The organism is Paraburkholderia azotifigens, from assembly GCF_007995085.1.
Lineage (GTDB): Bacteria > Pseudomonadota > Gammaproteobacteria > Burkholderiales > Burkholderiaceae > Paraburkholderia > Paraburkholderia azotifigens.
This window is the reverse complement of the sequence record NZ_VOQS01000003.1, coordinates 898887-917758: the sequence shown is the minus strand read 5'-3', so window position 1 is coordinate 917758 and position 18872 is coordinate 898887. Positions and strand designations below refer to the sequence as shown.

The 18872-nt window shown below is 61.9% G+C and carries 18 protein-coding genes; 9 read left to right on the top strand and 9 right to left on the bottom strand.

Annotation, left to right across the window (positions count from 1 at the left end):
* Nucleotides 1-141 precede the first annotated feature (141 nt).
* From FRZ40_RS45770 to FRZ40_RS21325, 4 genes are all read right to left on the bottom strand, one after another.
* A complete protein-coding gene (locus FRZ40_RS45770; RefSeq protein ID WP_028368515.1) occupies nt 142-276 on the bottom strand; it encodes a hypothetical protein in 135 nt (44 codons plus the stop codon).
* Nucleotides 277-450: 174 nt separating this feature from the next.
* Complete coding sequence (locus FRZ40_RS21335; protein WP_051446481.1) at nt 451-1587, bottom strand: porin; 1137 nt, start codon at nt 1585-1587, stop codon at nt 451-453.
* A 298-nt stretch (nt 1588-1885) separates the two neighbouring features.
* The gene (locus tag FRZ40_RS21330) at nt 1886-2296 is read right to left on the bottom strand and encodes a DoxX family protein (protein ID WP_147235495.1); all 411 of its coding nucleotides are present in this window, start codon (nt 2294-2296) and stop codon (nt 1886-1888) included.
* A gap of 58 nt (nt 2297-2354) precedes the next feature.
* A complete protein-coding gene (locus FRZ40_RS21325; protein WP_147235494.1) occupies nt 2355-3080 on the bottom strand; it encodes a pirin family protein in 726 nt (241 codons plus the stop codon).
* Between the two features lie 167 nt (nt 3081-3247).
* Here FRZ40_RS21325 and FRZ40_RS21320 point away from each other — a divergent pair, with 167 nt between their 5' ends.
* The 4 genes from FRZ40_RS21320 to FRZ40_RS21305 all read left to right on the top strand — a co-directional run bounded on the left by FRZ40_RS21320 (nt 3248) and on the right by FRZ40_RS21305 (nt 8615).
* On the top strand, nt 3248-4138 hold the full coding sequence (locus FRZ40_RS21320) for a LysR family transcriptional regulator (protein ID WP_147235493.1): 891 nt from the start codon (nt 3248-3250) through the stop codon (nt 4136-4138).
* A 172-nt stretch (nt 4139-4310) separates the two neighbouring features.
* Entirely contained in the window at nt 4311-4508 is a 198-nt protein-coding gene (locus tag FRZ40_RS21315; RefSeq protein ID WP_007731907.1) for a DUF3311 domain-containing protein, read from the top strand.
* Nucleotides 4505-5980, top strand: coding sequence for a monocarboxylate uptake permease MctP (gene mctP, locus FRZ40_RS21310; protein ID WP_147235492.1), 1476 nt, complete (start codon nt 4505-4507; stop codon nt 5978-5980). Before FRZ40_RS21315 ends, mctP begins: the two co-directional genes overlap by 4 nt.
* A gap of 163 nt (nt 5981-6143) precedes the next feature.
* Complete coding sequence (locus FRZ40_RS21305) at nt 6144-8615, top strand: penicillin-binding protein 1A (protein WP_147235491.1); 2472 nt, start codon at nt 6144-6146, stop codon at nt 8613-8615.
* Nucleotides 8616-8636: 21 nt separating this feature from the next.
* Here FRZ40_RS21305 and FRZ40_RS21300 read toward each other — a convergent pair whose 3' ends face one another.
* From FRZ40_RS21300 to FRZ40_RS21290, 3 genes are all read right to left on the bottom strand, one after another.
* Nucleotides 8637-9458 carry a hypothetical protein gene (locus tag FRZ40_RS21300; RefSeq protein WP_147235490.1) on the bottom strand — a complete coding sequence of 274 codons (822 nt, stop codon included), beginning with the start codon at nt 9456-9458 and terminating at the stop codon, nt 8637-8639.
* Between the two features lie 18 nt (nt 9459-9476).
* Nucleotides 9477-10940, bottom strand: coding sequence for a metallophosphoesterase family protein (locus tag FRZ40_RS21295; RefSeq protein WP_147235489.1), 1464 nt, complete (start codon nt 10938-10940; stop codon nt 9477-9479).
* A 149-nt stretch (nt 10941-11089) separates the two neighbouring features.
* A complete protein-coding gene (locus FRZ40_RS21290; protein WP_028368524.1) occupies nt 11090-11986 on the bottom strand; it encodes a DUF72 domain-containing protein in 897 nt (298 codons plus the stop codon).
* A gap of 395 nt (nt 11987-12381) precedes the next feature.
* Between FRZ40_RS21290 and FRZ40_RS21285 the strand changes: the two genes are divergently transcribed.
* From FRZ40_RS21285 to FRZ40_RS21270, 4 genes are all read left to right on the top strand, one after another.
* On the top strand, nt 12382-12690 hold the full coding sequence (locus FRZ40_RS21285) for a hypothetical protein (RefSeq protein WP_028368525.1): 309 nt from the start codon (nt 12382-12384) through the stop codon (nt 12688-12690).
* A gap of 305 nt (nt 12691-12995) precedes the next feature.
* Complete coding sequence (locus FRZ40_RS21280) at nt 12996-14648, top strand: acyl-CoA synthetase (RefSeq protein ID WP_147235488.1); 1653 nt, start codon at nt 12996-12998, stop codon at nt 14646-14648.
* Between the two features lie 337 nt (nt 14649-14985).
* Nucleotides 14986-15240 carry an H-NS family nucleoid-associated regulatory protein gene (locus FRZ40_RS21275; RefSeq protein ID WP_028368527.1) on the top strand — a complete coding sequence of 85 codons (255 nt, stop codon included), beginning with the start codon at nt 14986-14988 and terminating at the stop codon, nt 15238-15240.
* Nucleotides 15241-15338: 98 nt separating this feature from the next.
* Nucleotides 15339-16109, top strand: a complete 771-nt coding sequence (locus FRZ40_RS21270) for a class II aldolase/adducin family protein (protein WP_167528703.1) — start codon at nt 15339-15341, stop codon at nt 16107-16109.
* A gap of 205 nt (nt 16110-16314) precedes the next feature.
* Here the strand turns inward: FRZ40_RS21270 and pcaG are convergent, their stop codons facing one another.
* Together pcaG and pcaH are read right to left on the bottom strand one after the other, a co-directional pair.
* The gene (gene pcaG, locus FRZ40_RS21265) at nt 16315-16905 is read right to left on the bottom strand and encodes a protocatechuate 3,4-dioxygenase subunit alpha (RefSeq protein WP_028368529.1); all 591 of its coding nucleotides are present in this window, start codon (nt 16903-16905) and stop codon (nt 16315-16317) included.
* A gap of 2 nt (nt 16906-16907) precedes the next feature.
* Nucleotides 16908-17612 carry a protocatechuate 3,4-dioxygenase subunit beta gene (gene pcaH / locus FRZ40_RS21260; RefSeq protein WP_028368530.1) on the bottom strand — a complete coding sequence of 235 codons (705 nt, stop codon included), beginning with the start codon at nt 17610-17612 and terminating at the stop codon, nt 16908-16910.
* 108 nt (nt 17613-17720) lie between these two features.
* Between pcaH and pcaQ the strand changes: the two genes are divergently transcribed.
* A complete protein-coding gene (gene pcaQ / locus FRZ40_RS21255) occupies nt 17721-18815 on the top strand; it encodes a pca operon transcription factor PcaQ (RefSeq protein ID WP_147235486.1) in 1095 nt (364 codons plus the stop codon).
* Nucleotides 18816-18872: the final 57 nt, after the last annotated feature.

The following is an 18872-nucleotide window of genomic DNA, read 5'->3' as shown; positions in this document are numbered from 1 at the left end:
TCCTTCAGCGGGAGCTTCGGGAACTGATTCCGTTTGCACAAAGATAGTTGAAGGAGGGCGAAGCCTCACGTCGAAAAATGATGGCTTTCCATCAACGTGCGTCGAGCGGCGCTTGAGTCCAGGTGCGCGAGCAAGGGGCGCTTAAGGGCGCAGCAGATCGTATCCGCCGAACACGATGACGCCGCTCAATGCGATGAGGGCGACGGAGTGCTGGCCGAAATAGAGAAGCGCGGCGGCGGACCACGTGGTCAGACAAAAGGCGGCAATGCGTTTCATGCTGGTACTGCTCTGCTAAAGAACAACTGTGATTTACGGGTTTTCCCTGTATATCACAGGTAAGCAGAGTGCATATGCCGTGCTGCACGATATGAAAAACGGGCGACGTGGCCCTTTAAAGCCATGTCGCCTTATTGAAGCAATCGCGCGCCGTACGGTGCGCGTCGCCTTCAATCAGAAGATGTTGCGGATACCGACGGACACGCCCGTCTGGTTCGACGAACCCGGCAGTTCGACCGTCGCTGCGCCCGTGACCTTGTTGAAGTCGACAGTGCCATACACTTCCGTGCGCTTCGACAGCGCGTATTCCGCCACGGCCACGCCCGTGTAACGGTTGCCGCTGCCCGTCGCGCCGCCGCCGATCGCTGCGTTCTTCATGTGGTCGTAGTAGAACGCGCCCGTCAGCAGCAGTGCGGGCGTCGCTTGCCACGTTACGCCGGCGAACGGACCGTCGTCCTTGCGGCCCGAGCCCTTCAGTATGTCGACGCCGAGCGTGAGGTCGCGCTGCGAGAGCGTGCTGTCGACAAAGCCCGTGTCGTCCTTCGAATGCAGATAGCCGACGTAGATCTTTGTCGTGCTGAACGCATAGACCGCGTTCGCGTTGTAGATGGTCTGCTTGTTGTTCGAGTTGTCGCTGTTCTGCTGCACGCCCGCTGCGATGCTCAATGCGCCGAACGAGTACGACGCCGTGAAGCCGTACATGTTGCCCGCGCCGAGGTGGCCTGGAATCTGGCCGGAGAAACCGTTCGCGCCCGTCGAGGTCGAGTTCGTACCGAACGAGTACATCGCCTTCACGTTCAGGCCGCCGAACTTGCCGTCGTACTTCACGGCATTGTCTGCATAGAGACCCGCGCCGAGCGCGACGGGCAGCCATGCGTTTTCGAAGTAATTGCCGACCGTCAGAGGATCGTACGTGTCGCCGAGCACGTCGAAGAGCGGCGTCTTCTGGCGGCCCAGCGTGACCGTGCCGTACTGGCTGGACAAGCCGACATACGCTGCGCGATTGAAGAGGCGCTTGCTGTCCGACTGCGCGCCGCTTTGCAGATCGATGCCGCTTTCCAGCTGGAAGATCGCCTTCAGGCCATTGCCGAGATCTTCCGCGCCTTTGATGCCGAAGCGGCTATTGGTGATTGCGCCGTTGGTCATGAAGAGACGGCCGTCGTTGTTCGCATTCGAATGCGTGAGGTAACGAATGCCGACGTCGGCGACGCCGTACAGCGTCACCGAGCTTTGCGCGAATGCCGTCTGGCAGGCGAGAGCGCATGCCGTTGCGCCGAATGCGGCCACTGTCCTCTTGAATTGCCTGGTCATGGGTGGTGTCTTTTCATATGTTGAGAACACTGCATGAGCTTGTTGTTGTTGCGCGCGACGGGTGGCGGAATCGGCGCTTGCGCCGCAAGCGATCTCGCCGGCTTATGAATCTTATGAACCCGCGCGCACGGCTTCATGCAGGCAGGCGGACTTTTATCACATCAATTTGTACGACGCCGCGAACATGACAAGAGTGTTGCATTAATGCCTAAAGCGCCTCGATGTCGCGTTCATGCACAACGAAAAGGGCGGCCATGAAAGGCCGCCCTTCGGCAACATCGACCAGGACTTGCGCCGCTTATGCGCGGTCGATCGAGTACTTGCCCGGACCCGTCACGAACAACAGCAGCAAGCCACCGATGATGCTGATGTTCTTGTAGAAGTTGATCATGTTGATGTATTGCTCCATGCCCGTTTGCGTCCAGAAGTGGTGGCCGATGAACGCGGTGGCGAGCGTATAGAGCGCGAGCAGCAGTGCCAGAGCACGCGTCTTGAAGCCCACGGCAATCACGACGCCGACTGCCAGTTCCATCACGATCGCAATTATGGCTGCCAACGCCGGGACGGGCGCGCCCGTCGACGCCATGTATTGCTCGGTGCCCGCAAAACCTGTGAGCTTGCTCCAGCCAAACAGCACGAAAAGCACCACCAGCAGCACGCGTGCAACGAGCAGCAGTGCATCCTTGCGTTGTCCGATAAAGGCGTTCATGTTCGATCCTCTTTCAGTCGAGTTCAATTCAATTCAATCGGTCCAGGGCGTGGTTCGCTCAGGACCACAGTTCCGACACTTCGTTGTTGCGCAGGTCGAAGACGAGTACTTCCGCATCGTTGCCTTCGGTGAATTCGAGGCGGCGCTCATTGCGAATGCGCGCACCGTCGCCTTCACCCAGTTCGACGCCGTTCACCTTCACGCTGCCGCGCGCCACATGCACATACGCATACCGGTCGGCTGCGATATCGACGCCTGCCGTTTCATCGCCGTCGAAGAGACCGGCATATACACGCGCGTCCTGGCGCAATTCGAGCGAACCGTCCTTGCCGTCCGGGGAGAGCACCAGGCGCAACGTTCCGCGCTTCGCTTCCGCCGAAAAATTCTCCTGCTGATAACGCGGCGTCGCGTTCTTCACGGACGGTGCGATCCAGATTTGCAGGAAGTGGACAGGGTCGCTCGGCGAGTGATTGAACTCGCTGTGTGCGACGCCCGTGCCCGCGCTCATCAGCTGCACATCGCCGGGGACGATCACGGAGCCCGTGCCCATCGAATCCTTGTGTTCCAGTGCGCCTTCCAGCACGTAAGAAAAGATCTCCATGTCGCGGTGCGGATGCTTGCCGAAGCCGCGGCCCGCCGCCACGCGGTCGTCGTTGATCACGAGCAGATCGGAGAAGCCGACCTGCTTCGGGTCGTAGTAGTTCGCAAACGAGAACGTGTGGCGCGAGCTGAGCCAACCGTGTTCGGCGCGGCCGCGGTCGCTGGCGTGGCGAATGTCGATCATTTCCCTTCTCCTGTTATTAAATTGCGTTTGCCTCTCGCGACTCCGGCAACGCCGTTGTCTGAAGCAGTGATGAAAGTGTAGGTCAATCAGCGAGGCTATAATCTGCCTAAAACGGGAATCACTGTCTCATTTGAATTGACAATCCGGGCAAAGCGAGGCAAAAGACCATGCAGCTGGACGATCTGAAAATCTTCGTCACCACCGTCGACGCGCGCAATTTCACGGCGGCCGCCAACCGGCTGCAGCTGTCGAAGCAGTTCGTGAGCCGCCGCGTGATGGCGCTCGAAGCGAGCCTCGGCGTGCGGCTGCTGGTGCGCAATACGCGCAAGCTCGCGGTGACGGACCTCGGCTATGAGTTCTATCAGCGCGCGACGCGCATCCTCGGCGAAGTGGAAGACGCGGAGCAGGCGATGACGTCGGGCCGCTCAGACCCGCGCGGGCTGTTGCGCGTCAGTGCGCCGATGTCATTCGGCATGATCCATCTGTCGCCGCTGGTCGCCGCGTTTCTGAAGGCGAATCACGACGTGCGCGTCGATATGGAATTGAGCGATCGCGTCGTCGATGTGGTCGGCGAAGGCTTCGACATGGCGCTGCGCATCGGCACTCTCGCCGACTCGACGCTGATTGCGCAAAAGCTCGCGGAGATACGCATGGTCGCGTGTTGCAGTCCCGCGTATCGCAAGGCGCGCCGTCCGCCTGCGACCCCCGACGATCTCGCGCGTCATGCGTGCCTGCTCTATGGACAGGAAGGTCGCAGCGGCTGGGAGTACATCGTCGACGGTACGAGCAGGACGATCGAAGTGCGCGGCCCGCTGCGCGTGAACAACGGCGAAGTGATTCGCGATGCCGCCGTCGCGGGGCTCGGCATCGCGCGTTTGCCGGAGTTCATCGTGGCCGATGCGCTGACGAGCGGCAAGCTCGTCGAAGTACTCGGCGATTACGTCTCGCCGCCGTTGACGCTGTACGCGGTGTATCCGCAGCATCGTCAGGCTTCCGTGACGATACGCGCGTTCACGCAGTTCCTGCGCGACCGGTTCGCCAGGGCGACAAGCCGCTAACGCGGCGTCATACTCACGCCCGCAATGGCGTGGTACCGCGCCAGCAGCAATGAATGTTTTCGCAGATAATGCGCGTACCTTGCGGGCGCCAGCGTGAATATGCACGCTCGCACCTGTTTGCGGTGCGCACCAGCAAGGCGGATTCAATCAGACAGACCAAAGAGGGACAAACGTGGAACCTACCGAACCGGCCGGCCGTTCATGGCTCTGGCTCATCTTGCTGATCCCCTATATCGCGTTGCTGTGGCTGCCGTTCTATAACGACACGCGCCCTTCATTCGCAGGCTTTCCTTTCTTCTACTGGTATCAGTTTCTGTGGGTTCCGCTCACGTCGCTGCTGATCTACGTCGTGTACCGGGGCATTAAATGAGCGATCTGAATCCTGTGAGCCCGGTCGCGATGACCGTCTTCATCGCCTTCTTCGTGCTCGTCACAGTGATGGGTTTCATCGCCGCGCGCTGGAAAGCGGGCGACCTCACGCAGTTGCACGAATGGGGCCTCGGCGGCCGTCAATTCGGCACGATCATTTCGTGGTTCCTCGTGGGCGGCGATTTCTATACGGCCTATACGGTGATCGCGGTGCCCGCGCTGGTGTATTCCGTCGGCGCGTATGGCTTCTTCGCGCTGCCGTATACGATCATCGTCTATCCGTTCGTGTTCGCGGTGATGCCTAAGCTGTGGAAGATCGCGCATGCGAAGAACCACATCACGGCGGCCGACTACGTGCACGGCGAATACGGCGGCAAGTGGTTTCCCGCAGCCGTGGCGCTGACGGGCATCGTCGCGACGATGCCGTATATCGCGCTGCAGCTGGTCGGCATGCAGGTCGTGATCAAGGGACTCGGCGTGTCGGGCGAAGCACCGCTCGTGATTGCGTTCATCATCCTCGCGCTCTATACGTACACGAGCGGTCTGCGCGCGCCCGCGATGATCGCGTTCGTCAAAGACATCATGATCTATATCGTCGTGATCGCGGCGGTGTGGCTGATTCCCGTGAAGCTCGGCGGCTATGGTCACGTGTTCGATGCGGCCGACCAGTACTTCCAGGCGAAAGGCGGCGCAACGGGCATCATCCTGAAGCCGACGCAGTTCACCGCGTATGCGTCGCTTGCGCTGGGCTCGGCGCTCGCGGCCTTCATGTATCCGCACACGATGACGGCCGTGCTGTCGTCTTCGTCGGCGAAGACCGTGCGCAAGAACGCGATCTTCCTGCCCGCGTACACATTGCTGCTCGGCCTGATCGCGTTGCTCGGCTATATGGCGATCGCAGCCGGCATTCATGTGAAGTCGGCTTCCGACATCGTGCCCGCGCTGTTCGGCACGCTGTTCCCGTCGTGGTTCGTGGGCTTCGCGGCGGCTGCCATTGCGATCAGCGCGCTGGTGCCCGCCGCCATCATGTCGATCGGCGCAGCCAACCTGTTCACGCGCAACCTGTGGCGCCCGATCGTGTCGCCGGACATGGCGCCCGCTCAGGAAGCGTCGACGGCCAAGATCGTCTCGCTCGTCGTGAAGTTCGGCGCGCTGCTGTTCATCGTGTTTCTGCCAACGCAGTATGCGATCGACCTGCAACTGCTGGGCGGCGTGTGGATTCTGCAGATCTTCCCGGCTATCGTGTTCTCGCTGTACACGCGTCGTCTGAGCACGCCGGGTCTGTTCCTCGGCTGGCTGGTTGGCATCGTGCTCGGCACGGGGCTCGCCATTTCGCAGGGCCTCAAGCCTGTGTTCGCGCTGCATGTCGGCGGCTCGACGTGGCCGCTGTATATCGGCCTGATCGCGCTCGTCGTGAATATCGTCGTGACGTTCGTCGTGTCGATGGTCACGCCGAAGCGCGCGCACGCCTGATAGCGTCGTAGCTCTACGGTTCGGCCGAAACCGTCCGCGCAAGCGGTGCGGCTTCGGCCGAATTCTTTTCTGAAGCCGCCTTGCGTGCCCAATTCTTGCAAAACGCCTGTACGTCCACGCTGTTTTGGTAGGATGCAGCCTTTTCTGCCGATGGTGCGTTAGCGTGAGACAGTCGATACTGTCCTTTTTCCAGAAGGTATCCGCCGGGGCGTGGGCCCATGCGAAGCCGCTCGTCATGAGCGCGTTGCAACGTTTGCGCCATCCGACGTGGCGCGGCGTCGGGTTGTCGGTCGCCGCGATTCCCGCACTTGTTGTTCTTTATGTGCTGATCCTGATTCCGTTCACGCCTGGCATCGGGGACATTCGCAAGGCGAAGATCGAGCAGCCCGCGCAGATCTATTCGGCGGACGGCAAGCTGATTGCCGAGTTCAAGCCGACCAACCGAGTGTGGATGAAGCTCTCCGACATCTCGCCGCACGTCGTCGATGCGCTGATCTCCACCGAAGATCACCGCTTCTACGAGCACCACGGCATCGATTTCAGGCGTACCGCGGGCGCTGCGCTGCACACGTTTTCGGGCGACCGTCAGGGCGGATCGACGATCACGCAGCAACTCGCGCGCAATCTCTATCCTGACGACATCGGCCGCGCGCCGACCCTCACGCGCAAGATCAAGGAAGCGATCACGGCGTTCAAGATCGAAGCGCTCTATACGAAAAGCGAGATTCTCGAAACGTATCTGAATACGGTGCCGTTCCTCTACAACGCGTACGGCATTGAAATGGCCGCGCGCACCTATTTCGACAAGTCCGCCGACAATCTCACCGTGCTCGAAAGTGCGACGCTGATCGGCATGCTGAAGGGCAACAGCTACTACAACCCGGTGATCAATCCCGAGCGCGCGCTGGATCGCCGCAATATCGTGCTCGGCCAGATGGTGAAATACCAGCGTCTTTCGCAGGCGCAATTCAATTCGCTAAAGGGGAAACCGCTGCGCGTCGATTTCGAGCGGCAGACCGAGCCGCCCGGCCCCGCGCCGCATTTCGCCCAGCAATTGAAGAAATGGCTGATCAGCTGGGCCGACGCGAACGACTACAACATCTACTCCGACGGACTCGTCGTGCGCACGACGATCGACGCGCGTCTGCAAACCATGGCGACGCAGGCGCTCACATTCCAGGGCAATCAGCTGCAGTCGATTGCGAATGCGGCGTGGAATGCGCGGAGCGCGTGTGCCGGCCATCAGGACGTCTTCAACGCGTTCATCCGCGAGACGCCCGAATACCATAGCGCGAAAGACTCGGGCATGAGCGACGCCGATGCGCTGAAGCATCTGTCCGCCGATCGCGCGTTCATGAAGACGCTGTGCGAGAGCAAGACGCGCGTGCAGGCCGCGTTCGTCGCGATGGACCCGCGCAATGGACAGATCAGGGCGTGGGTCGGCAGCCGCGATTTCACGCAGGATCCATACGATCACGTGTCGCAGGCACGCCGGCAGCCGGGCTCGACGTTCAAGCCGTTCGTCTATGGCGCGGCCTTCGAGCAAGGCGCAAAACCCGACGATACGTTTCCCGATCAGGCCGTCGAAATTCCGCTGGCAGGCGGCGAGATCTGGCGTCCCAGCGACGAAGACGCGCCGAGCGGCCGTCCCATCACGCTGCGCGACGGCCTCGCGTATTCGCGCAATCGGATCACCGCGCAACTGATGGAGTCGGTCGGGCCCGCGAAGGTCGCGCGGCTCGCGCGCGCGATGGGCGTGCGCGAAAGCCCGCTCGACGCGGTGCCTTCGCTCGCGCTCGGTACGAGTCCCGTGACGCTGAAAGAGATGGTGTCGTCGTACGGCACGATCGCCAACGAAGGCGTGTATATCGCGCCGATGCTCGTCACGCGGATCGAGGACCGCAAGGGCGAAGTGCTCGCCGAGTTTCAGCCCGCTCACGCCGATCGCGTGATGCCCGTTGCGAGCGCACAGACCTTGCTCGACACAATGCGCTCCGTCGTCAACAAGGGCACGGGCTCGGCCATTCGCACGCGCTTCGGCATCCGCGCCGACGTCGCCGGCAAGACGGGCACCACGCAGGACAATGCGGACGGCTGGTTCATCCTGATGCATCCGCAGCTCGTCGCGGGCGCGTGGATCGGCTTCAACGACAGCCGTGTGACGCTGCGCAGCGACTACTGGGGGCAGGGCGCGCATAGTGCGCTGCCGATCGTCGGCGATTTCTTCCAGCGTTCGCTGCGCTCGCGTTTGATCGACCCGCGCGTGAAGTTCGCGGAAGAGCCGCCGCCCGGCATGTTCGATACGCTGCGCACGAAGCTGCGCGCATGGATGGGGTATCTGTTCACGTCGTCGGGCAAGACCGAGACGCCCGCGCCCGCACCGCGCGCGAAGCCGCGTCCTGCGCCCGCGCCGGCTGCACCTGCTGTGCAGAATGCTTCGCCCGTCTCCGAAGCATCCGCGCCGACCGACATCGAGCCGCCGCAGATCATTTCGCCTGCCGCATCGCAGCCGCCGATCCTGCCGTTGCCGGGTGACGCCAGTGCGCCTGTTGCTGCGAGCAGCGAAGCGCAGGCGCCCGCGTTTGCGTCGACGCCTGCCGCAAATCCCGCGAGTGCGCCTGCATCGCAGCCTTGATTCAAGGCCCGCAATCAAAGCTCATTTCTTCGCCTTGCGTTTAGGCGAAGAAGCGGGCGAAGAAGCGGGCGCAGGCGGCGCGGAAGGCTCGACGATCGGATAGGTGTGCGGCGTGTAATAGCGTCCAATCGGTTCGCGCCCATTGAACTTCTCGAAGTACTCGTGCCAATAGTTGGCCGCGGCCCATATCGCTTCAGGGCATGACGCGCGCGACTCGAGCCCCGGCGTCAGATCGAAATTCGCAGCGGCGCAGACGGTTTCGATCATGCAGGTCGACGGCAAGCCGTAGTTGTCATGCAGCGGATTGGGCGTGCGTGCCGCGCCCCACGCATAGGCGAGCCAGCGCAGCACATGTTCGAGCGCATCGAGCGTGGCACGCGACTGCTCGAAGCTCGATACTTTATCGATCACCTTCGCTTGCGGAACGGGTAGCGCGATGACGGCGATATTCGGAAAGCGCGCCGTGTCGTCGAAGTCCGTCAAAGGCCGCGCGACCACGCCGTTCACGCGTGCCGCGAACGCGGGCCCTTCCGGCTGATGCAGCGGTACATGCAACGCTTCGGCGTTCTTGAGCGTCGCGCCGCCGAGACGCACGAGAATCGATTCGGACCAGAACGACGGCAGCATGTCGTGGCGCAGATGCGATTGCGCGATGCGTACGCGAAACGCCAGCGTATCGCTGCCGCCCAGCAGCACGACGTAAGTCCATTCATCGGGTCCGCCCGCCTGCATGTCGCGCACCGCGCGTTCGCCCCATGCGGTATTGCTCTCGCCGTCCGTGCGCTCGAAATGTGTGAACTGCGGATTCGATTGCGTCGTAGTGGATCGAACGATCTTCAGCATGCTCGTGCCTCGTTGTCGTTAGCGTGCGCGCAGTTCGAAGCGCGTCGTGGATACCGATTGCGAAAGCGCCTTGTCACTGGAAATGCCGTAGTACATGACCTGCATGTCGACGCCACTGCCGACACGCGTGAAAGACAGGATCGCGACCTGATCGCCGCGCCGGCCGAATTCGGATTTCAGCGTGAAGCGATGGTTCGGGCCGAAGCGGTCGGGCACGTCTTCGGGATCGGCATGACGCGGCCATGCGCTGCCGCCGCCAAAAATGCCTTTGACCGAATTGGCCGCTTCTTTCGCGGTGTCGAGAAAAGGCGTGCGTATCAGCCGTGACGGCGACGCGATCACTTCATAGAGCACCGTGTCCGTCTGCAGATCGCGACCCGATGCGACGCGTCCCCAATGCACATCGCCCGTGATGTAGACGACGGGGATGCCGTTGTCCGCAAGCCGGCCGATGGTGGCTTGCAACACGTCGAATTGAGCGTAGTTCGGCATTTCGGCATCGAAGGTCTTCTTGCGCCAGTTGCTTTCGGGCGGATCGATGAAGAGCGCTTGTCCTGAGGCGAGCAGGCCGACTGCGGGCCGCCCTGCCGCGTGCGCGTCGACGAGATCTTTTTCCCACGCCTGCATGGCAGCGACGGCTTTGGGGCCCATCAACGATTCGAACGTGCTGTCGCGATCGCATCGCATATCGACGAAGAGCATCTTCAACGGCTCGACGTCGAGGCGGATCGCGCCGCCCGCGCCGCCCGGCGCACCGCCGATCTGATAGTCCTCGTAAAGCGCGCGCGCCGTGTCGCCGAGCAGCTGGCGCGACGCGTCCGTCCAGGTATCGGGCAACTGCTTCTGTGCAAACGGGTAGTTGTTCCAGAACTCGTGATCGTCGGGAATGCACACCACGGGTGCGCGCTCCAGCACCGATTGCAACCCCGGCACACGCAATGCGCCGGAGAGCCAGTTCAGGTAGTACTTGTTCGCGAGCAGCCGTGCGCGGTCCGGGTTCTGATCGGGCACACGCTGCGAGAGGGGAAGGTCGAGATACACCTGGTCGCCCGCGAGCACGGTCAAATGCGGTTGCACCTTGATCTGCGAGACGATCGTGCCGAGCAACCCGTCGATATCTTCCGGTTGCGAATAACATGAGGACAGCAGGATATTGAAGCTCCCGTCCATCAGCGTGGGGACTTCTTTCGGCAAGGAGGTGCTTGCGAATTCGAACTGCTCGCCGCCTGCATCGATACGGATTTGACGAGGCCGCGATTCGTCAGGCAGCTTGAAACGCAGCACGCACTGATGATTGAAGGGCTGGCCCGCGTCGTCGACGCTGAAATCGCGGACGGGAGAGAACTGCGGCGGGTCGAGTGGAGCAAGCACTTGCCGGTCGATCGAAACCTGCGGCGCGGGCGGCACCGCTATGCCGAACATGCCGACCCATAGCTGCAGCAAACCGGGCCCGCTGGCTTGCACATAAGCCGTCAGCAGCATCGGCGCACCCGGGCGTGATCGTTTGTGAGCGTCATCGTCTTTATCGTCTTATGAAAGCCGTTTGTATGATTCGAATAAGACGAGGCTAGTCGATACAAACTGAATTGCAACCGGAAAACGCCGGGGCGGTGCAGCGCTCGTGAACGCGCTTATGCAAAACGCTCTTGCTGAAGAATGCGGATCATCGAATGGGCATTGCGTTGCGCCGCGTCTTCAAAGCAGTTGTTGAAGACAACATGTGTGCGGCCTGCGCGTTTCGCGATCTCGCGCACGGGCACCGCAATCTCCTCCAGTTCGCGGTCCGTATAGTCGTAGTTGAAGCGGCCCGCTGCCGTCGTGCTGCCGCTCCACGTCTCCGCGTTGCGGCCATGCATACGCACGATCACCAGCTCCGGCGACGTCGCTTCCCACACGGTATGCGCGCGGTTCGTTACGTCGGGCGCGTCCATCACGACATGCACGAGGCCGTGCTCGCGTTCGAACGCGAGCGTCGAGTCGCGATGCCTGTCGTCGAGCCAGCTGGCGTTGCGGAATTCGAATGCCGTCAGGTACGGCGCCATGCGGTCGGCGCAGTGCAGCACGTGCGCCTTGTCGCGCGGCGCGGTGGAGATCCACGGCGCAAACTGGAACAGTACGGCGCCGAGCTTGCCCGTTACGCGCAGCGGCTCGAGCGCTTCGAAGAAGCGCCGCCACATCTCGTCGACGAGATCGGGCGGCACGTCGCGGTAATAGAGATTCTTTTTGTCGTTCTGCGGAAGCAACGGCTGGATATCGGGCGGAAAGAACTTGCGTTCGGTCTGATGGCCGGTGAAAAGCCGGAATGCCTTCACGTTGAACGTAAAGTGTCCGGGCGTGCGCTCGGCCCATAACGCGCTGGTGGCGGCCGTCGGCATCGCGTAGTACGACGCGTCGACCTCGACCATCGGAAACTGGCTTGCATAGAAGCGCAGGCGTGCTTCCGCACTCGTGCAGCCCTTCGGGTAAAAACGGCCGGACTTGATGAGCGTCGCGTCCGTCCACGACGCAGTCCCGACTTCGATCGACATGATGTCTTTCCCGTGCGAGTCAGTGCGGCCATCGTACTGCATGTGCGGTGCCTGCATCGGCAGGCGGCCGCGCGACGCATTGGTGCAAACCCGGGTAAGGAAAATTTGCGCACGACCGTTATAGAAAGTGGAAGCCATTCGAAAAGCAGTCATTCCATGCACGCGGGTTGTCACGCGGCGGTCGGCGACGCAGAGTACATCCGGGCAATCGCCGTGCAGCGGAGCACTGATTTTCGAATGGGTCCATCGGTGTGCGGCCTGCGGGCCGCGTTCCGTGCGTATTGAGCACGCGTGTCTGCTACGCGCGTCTGCTACGCGTGTCCGCAAATTGCGTCCGCTTCGTCTAACCAGATTTAAAGTGCTACGATGCCTGGGTGACGACGATGGAGGTGGAAATGGCAACCTATGCTATCGATGCCGTACGCATTAACCCTATGACAGACCGCGTCACCCACGTCCGTTGGGCTCTCGTCAATCCAAAAACGAATGAATGGCTTTCGCCGCACGAGATCGTCGAAGTCGCCGACGTCGTGACGGCAATTCATGCGGGCAATGCCGTGTGGTCGCTCTTCACGCTGGGCGGCATGAATCTGCTGGGGCCGAAGATCAAAACGGTTTCGCACGCCGACGGTAACGACGGAATCGATACCGACATACCCGATGGCCACGTCGAGAAATTCATCGACGATCTGCCGCGCGTCTGACTGCTTCAGGCGCGCGATGTTCTGAGGGCCTTGGCCCAATTCCCGGTTAGCGCGCGGCCGGCCTGCACGCGGGCGCTGCGCGGTCGGCATCGTGCGTTGCGGCTTTGCACAAAATTCCTGCGCGGATTCACGCGTAATTTTAGCGCCGGCTCTTCTTAAGGCGCGGCATTCTTTTGCAACAGTCGATAATAGCGTCTGCTGTTGCGCGCGACGCAATGCGCGCTTCGCTCAGGAATAGCGGCGAAGCGATTCATTAAAGAAAAGTACTCCGCCAGACCAACGCGCATGAGACGGGAGACACTGCCATGACGCATATGTACGATGCGGGACTCGCCCGCTGCGAGGCCAATCATGTTGCGCTGACGCCGATCGATTTCATCGCGCGCGCCGCCGAAGTCTATGGCGACCGTCTCGCCGTCGTGCACGGCGAGATCCGCCGCACGTGGCGCCAAACGTATGAGCGCGCGCGGTGTCTGGCGAGCGCGCTGCAGCGAGCAGGCATCGGGCGTGGCGATACCGTCGCGGCGCTGCTGCCCAACATTCCGCCGATGATCGAAGCGCATTTCGGCGTGCCGATGGCGGGCGCCGTGCTCAATACGCTGAACACGCGGCTCGATATCGCATCGATCCTCTACATGCTGCGTCATGGCGAGGCGAAGGCGCTGATTGTAGATACCGAATACGGAGAACTCGCGCTGCGCGCCGCACGCGAGTGTCCGCAATTGCGCATTATCAGCGTCAGCGACGCCTTGCCCGCCGACGCGCATCATTTTCCGGCCGCCGTCGACTACGAAGCATTCCTGCAAGCAGGCGATCCGCAATTCGCATGGACGCCGCCCGCCGACGAATGGGACGCCATTGCGCTCAACTACACGTCGGGCACGACGGGCGAGCCGAAGGGCGTCGTCTATCATCATCGCGGCGCGTATCTGAATGCGCTCAGCAATATCCTCGAATGGGATATGCCCAAACATGCCGTGTATCTGTGGACGCTGCCGCTTTTTCACTGCAACGGCTGGTGTTTTCCGTGGACCGTCGCGGCACGCGCGGGCGTCAACGTATGTCTGCGCAAGTTCGATCCGAAGCTCGTGTTCGAGCTGATCCGGCGCGAGCGCATTACGCACTATTGCGGCGCGCCCATCGTACAGAGCGCGCTCGCGAATGCGCCTGCTGAATGGCGCGAAGGCATCGGGCATCGCGTGTCGACGATGGTCGCGGGCGCGGCGCCTTCGCCCGCCGTGATCGCCCGCATGAAGGCGATCGGCTTCGATCTGACGCACGTGTATGGCCTCACGGAAGTGTATGGGCCCGCGTCCGTATGCGCGAAGCAGGACGCATGGGACGCGCTCGACGACGACGAGCGTGCGCGCCTCAATGCGCGTCAAGGCGTGCGTTATCACCTGCAGGCAGCCGTCGACGTGCGCGATCCCGATTCGCTCGAACCCGTGCCGCGCGATGGCGAGACGATCGGCGAACTGATGTTCCGCGGCAATATCTGTATGAAGGGCTATCTGAAGAACGAGCACGCAACAGAGGCCGCATTTCGCGGCGGCTGGTTCCATACGGGCGATCTCGGCGTGATCACCGAAGACGGCTATGTGCGTATCAAGGACCGCAGCAAGGACATCATCATTTCCGGCGGCGAGAACATTTCGAGTATCGAAATCGAGGATGCGTTGTACCGGCACCCGGCTGTGTCGGTGGTAGCCGTTGTCGCGATGCCGGACACGAAGTGGGGCGAAGTGCCATGCGCATTCGTCGAACTGAAAGAGGGCATGGAGGCCAGCGCCGAGGAAATCATCTCGCATTGTCGCCAATTGCTCGCCGGATTCAAATTGCCTAAAGCGGTATTCTTCGGCGAATTACCGAAAACGTCGACGGGCAAGATCCAGAAATTCGAATTGCGTGCGCGCGTGAAGTCGTCGAGCGCAATCGATCAGGAGCCGGGAAAAACGTAGCATGCTTATGATGCAGCGCTGCTGCGCGATTGTCGCAAACGTAGAGCCCATGCCGCTTTCCGCACATATCGAAGCAGGGCTTCGGCACGCGATCGCGCAAAGGGATGCTAGAATCAAAGTAGTTCAGGGAAACGATCTTGGTTCTCAAGGTCGATGGCGAAATTCAGGTACGCACCATGCGGGTTTTCGCCGCCATTCAATCCGTCGAATAGCACCGGCATCTTCTGCCGGCTGAAATGGATGGATGCGTATTTAGGCTTCGCTGCCAGTGCGAAGCCTTTAATCTATTTAACGCGTGCTTATTGGGCAGCGTCATTCGAAACGTTATCGGCACGTTATGAAAGAGCGAGAGGAACATCGGACGCTCGACCTCGACGGTCAAGCGCGCGAGCGGCTGATCTTATGGATCCGTCGCCGTATGGAGGAATTCGGTATTACGCCTGAAGCGCTCGAAGCAGCGCTTATTGCCGACGCCGCCGTGCCTAGATACCGCGACGCATTCGGCCACGAATGGGACGGCACGGGCGACCGCCCCGACTGGCTTACACGCGCCATCAACGCCGGTCAGGATATCGAGCACTTCCGCGTCTGAGCACCGCGTTTGCGGGTGCCAGCATTTTTTCCTTTTCCGCTTTTCGTTCAGACGCCGCACGACTCTTTTACGGAGACGCCGTCATGTCCGCCACGACCATGCAGCAGAGCGCATATAGCAGCGAAGAATGGACGACGCGGTGCGAACTTGCCGCGCTATATCGGCTCGTCGCGCATTTCCGCATGACGGATCTGATCGACACGCACATCACAGCACGCGTGGCCGGTCCCGAGCATCACTTTCTGATCAACCGCTATGGCGTGCTCTTTCACGAGATGCGCGCGTCGGATCTCGTGAAGATCGATCGCGACGGACGCGTCGTCGAAGCGGCGGATAAAGTGGCCGCCGATCCGAAGCGCTATCGCGTGAATGCAGCCGGCTTCACGATTCATTCGGCGGTGCACATGGCGCGCCCCGACATGCGCTTCGTGATTCACACGCATACGTCGGCGGGTTCGGCCGTATCGGCGCAAAAGCAGGGCTTGCTGCCCATCAGCCAGCACGCGCTGAAGTTCTACGGCGTGCTCGCGTATCACGACTACGAAGGCATTGCGCTCGATCTCGGCGAGCGTGAACGGCTCGTTGCCGATCTGGGCACGTGCAACGCGATGATCCTGCGCAATCACGGGCTGCTGGCGGGCGGCAAGTCGGCGGCGACGGCGTTTCAGGAAATCTACTTTCTCGAACGCGCGTGCCAGATCCAGATCGACGCGCTTGCGGGCAACGCGGAGTTGACGCTGCCGCCCGAGCACGTGCGCAAGCTCACCGCGAGCCAGTTCGCACGCGACGACGAGGAAGGCATTGCGGAACTCGCATGGGAAGCGGCCTTGCGTCTGATCGACAGCTCCGTTTCCGATTACCGCAGCTGAATGTCGAACGTCGCGCGCTAAAGCCCGGAGCCGGGACGAAAGAGACGCAAGAGACGAAAAAAAGCCCGCGTCGAAGCGGGCATCCAAATACTGCTCGGAGTTTCATTGCGCGATTTGACTCGCGCAACGCATCCTAACGTTCATTTGTGAACTGGCGATGAACCTTGCATGGAATGCTCGCGAGGTTCACGCGCCGTGCATCGCATCACAGGTCGAAGAACACCGTTTCGTTCGGGCCTTGCATGTGGATGTCGAAGCGATAGACGGCATTGCCGGCGTTCGTTTCGCGTTTGGCGACGAGTGTCGCGCGGCGTTCGGCGGGCACGCTCGCGAACACGGGGTCCTTGTCGTTCGCGGCGGCTTCGTCGTCGAAATAGACGCGCGTGAACGTATGCAGCAGCATGCCGCGCATCGTCACGATCACGTTCAGATGCGGTGCTTCGTCGGGCGATGCACGGCCCGGCTTCACCGTTTCGATGATGAAGCGCTTGTGCGGATCCGTGCCCGTGCCGAAGCGTGCAAAGCCGTGAAAGCCCGTCTTCGCCACTTCTTCGCGCGATTGCGGGTAGCGTCCTTCGCTGTCCACCTGCTGCACTTCGATCATCGCGTCGCCGATGATGGCGCCGTCGCCGTCGAACACCTGGCCGACCACGGTGATGTGTTCGCCCGCTGCCTCGCGATCCGCCAGAACGCCCGAAAACAGGCTCTTCATATCGAAGTTGTATTGCTGAGGACACAGGCCATAGGCGAAATACGGCCCGACGGTTTGCGAAGGGGTTTGCTTAAGCGTCGTCATGATTAGCGCTCCATCGGGGTTTCGTTCGGACCGCGCAGCACGATGTCGAATTCGTAGCCGAGCGCGTAGTTCTCTTCCGTCACGTCGAGCGTGAAGCGCGAAATCAGACGGTCACGGGCCTGTTCGGGCGTGCCCTGGAAGATCGGGTCGTACTGGAGCAGCGGATCGCCGGGGAAGTACATCTGCGTGACGAGTCGCGAGCCGAAATAGTCGCCGAACAGCGAGAAGTGGATGTGATTCGGACGCCATGCGTTCGGGTGATTGCCCCACGGATACGCACCCGGCTTGATCGTCATGAAGCGGTAGCGGCCTTCGTTGTCGGTCAGGCAGCGGCCCGCGCCGAGGAAGTTCGGATCGAGCGGCGCGTCGTGCTGGTCGTTCTTGTGCACATAGCGGCCCGCGGCGTTCGCCTGCCACACTTCGACGAGCGTGTTGCGCACGGGACGGCCGCCTTCGTCGAGCACGCGGCCCGTGACGATGATGCGTTCGCCGAGCGGCTCGCCGTTCTTCGCGGCATTGCGCGTCAGGTCGTGATCGAGCGGACCGAGATCTTCCGCGCCGTAGACGGGCACGCGCTGGTCGCGCAGGCGCTCTTTCAGCGGAATCAGCGGACGCGTCGGGCCGCGCTTGACGGACGATCCATACGGCGCATGGACATAGGCGGGATGGGAAGGGAAGTCGCGCGGACTCAGAATGGAATCGTCCATCAGATGTCTCCTTGGGGATTCGTTTATGGGTAGTGGATGACGTGACTTTATAGAAGCGAAGAAGTTATGCAAAATGACGTTTTTTCGTATCTCGTATAACGATCTGTTATGCAACGCAGCCTCGCGGACAGCCGCGTCAAATTCCGGCACCTGCAGTGCTTTCTGGCCGTCGCGCAGTTCGGCGGCGTGCAGAAGGCGGCGGAGAGCCTGTCGATCACGCAGCCTGCCGTCTCGAAGACGGTCGCCGAACTGGAAGAGATATTGGGCGTGCGTCTGTTCGAGCGCGGCCGGCATGGCGCGGTGCCGACGCGCGAAGGGCAGCTCTTCATGCCGCACGCGAGCGCCTGCGTGAGCGCGCTGCGCCAGGGCGTCGATCTGCTCGCGCGGGTGGAGGGCGAAACGGCGGCGACGCTCGATATCGGCGTGCTGCCGACCGTCGCCACTTCGCTCGTGCCGCCCGTGATGCGGCTTTTCGGCGAGCAGTGGCCCAACGCGATCGTGCGGCTCAACACGGGGTCGAATACCGAGCTGCTGGAGCGCCTGAAAGCGGGCGCGATCGAGTTCGCCGTCGGCAGACTGGCCGATCCCGAGCGAATGGTCGGCCTCACGTTCGAACAGCTGTATGCCGAACCGCTGATCGCCGTCGTGCGTGCCGGGCATCCACTGGCGTCGAGCGCGGCCTCGCCGGCGGCGCGGCTGCTCGAGTTCTCCGTCGTCGTGCCGCCGTATGGCACGCTGATCCGGCAATCGGCGGAAAGCCTGCTGCGTGCGTGGGCGGTGCCGCCGCTATCGTCGTTCGTCGAGGTGCTGTCGGTGTCGGTCGGCCGGTCTCTCGCGCTCGAAAACGATGCAGTGTGGTTCGTGCCGCGCAGCGCGATCGAATACGAACTGGCGCATGGCTTGCTAACGCCGTTGCCATTGCCCGTTGCGGGCACCGAGGAGCCCGTCGGTCTGATCCTGCGGTCGGATACGCAGCCGACGCCCGTCGGCCGCGCGCTGATCGAAGCCGTGCGCAAGGTCGCACGTGAACGGCTCGCGCGCAACGTGCAGGCCCGCGGCGAAGAAGGACAGCGGCCGCAAGCGAAGACGGCGAAGGGCCGCGCAAAGCGTAGCCCCGGCAAGGACACGCCACGCAAAGCGGGCGACGCTCTCGCGAAGCCGTCGTCCGGCGCAGCGCCGTCGCGACGGAAGGTGCATCTTTGAACCGAATAGTACAAAATTGAGGGTTGCACGAGTGCCGCCGTGCGGTGTAAAACACGA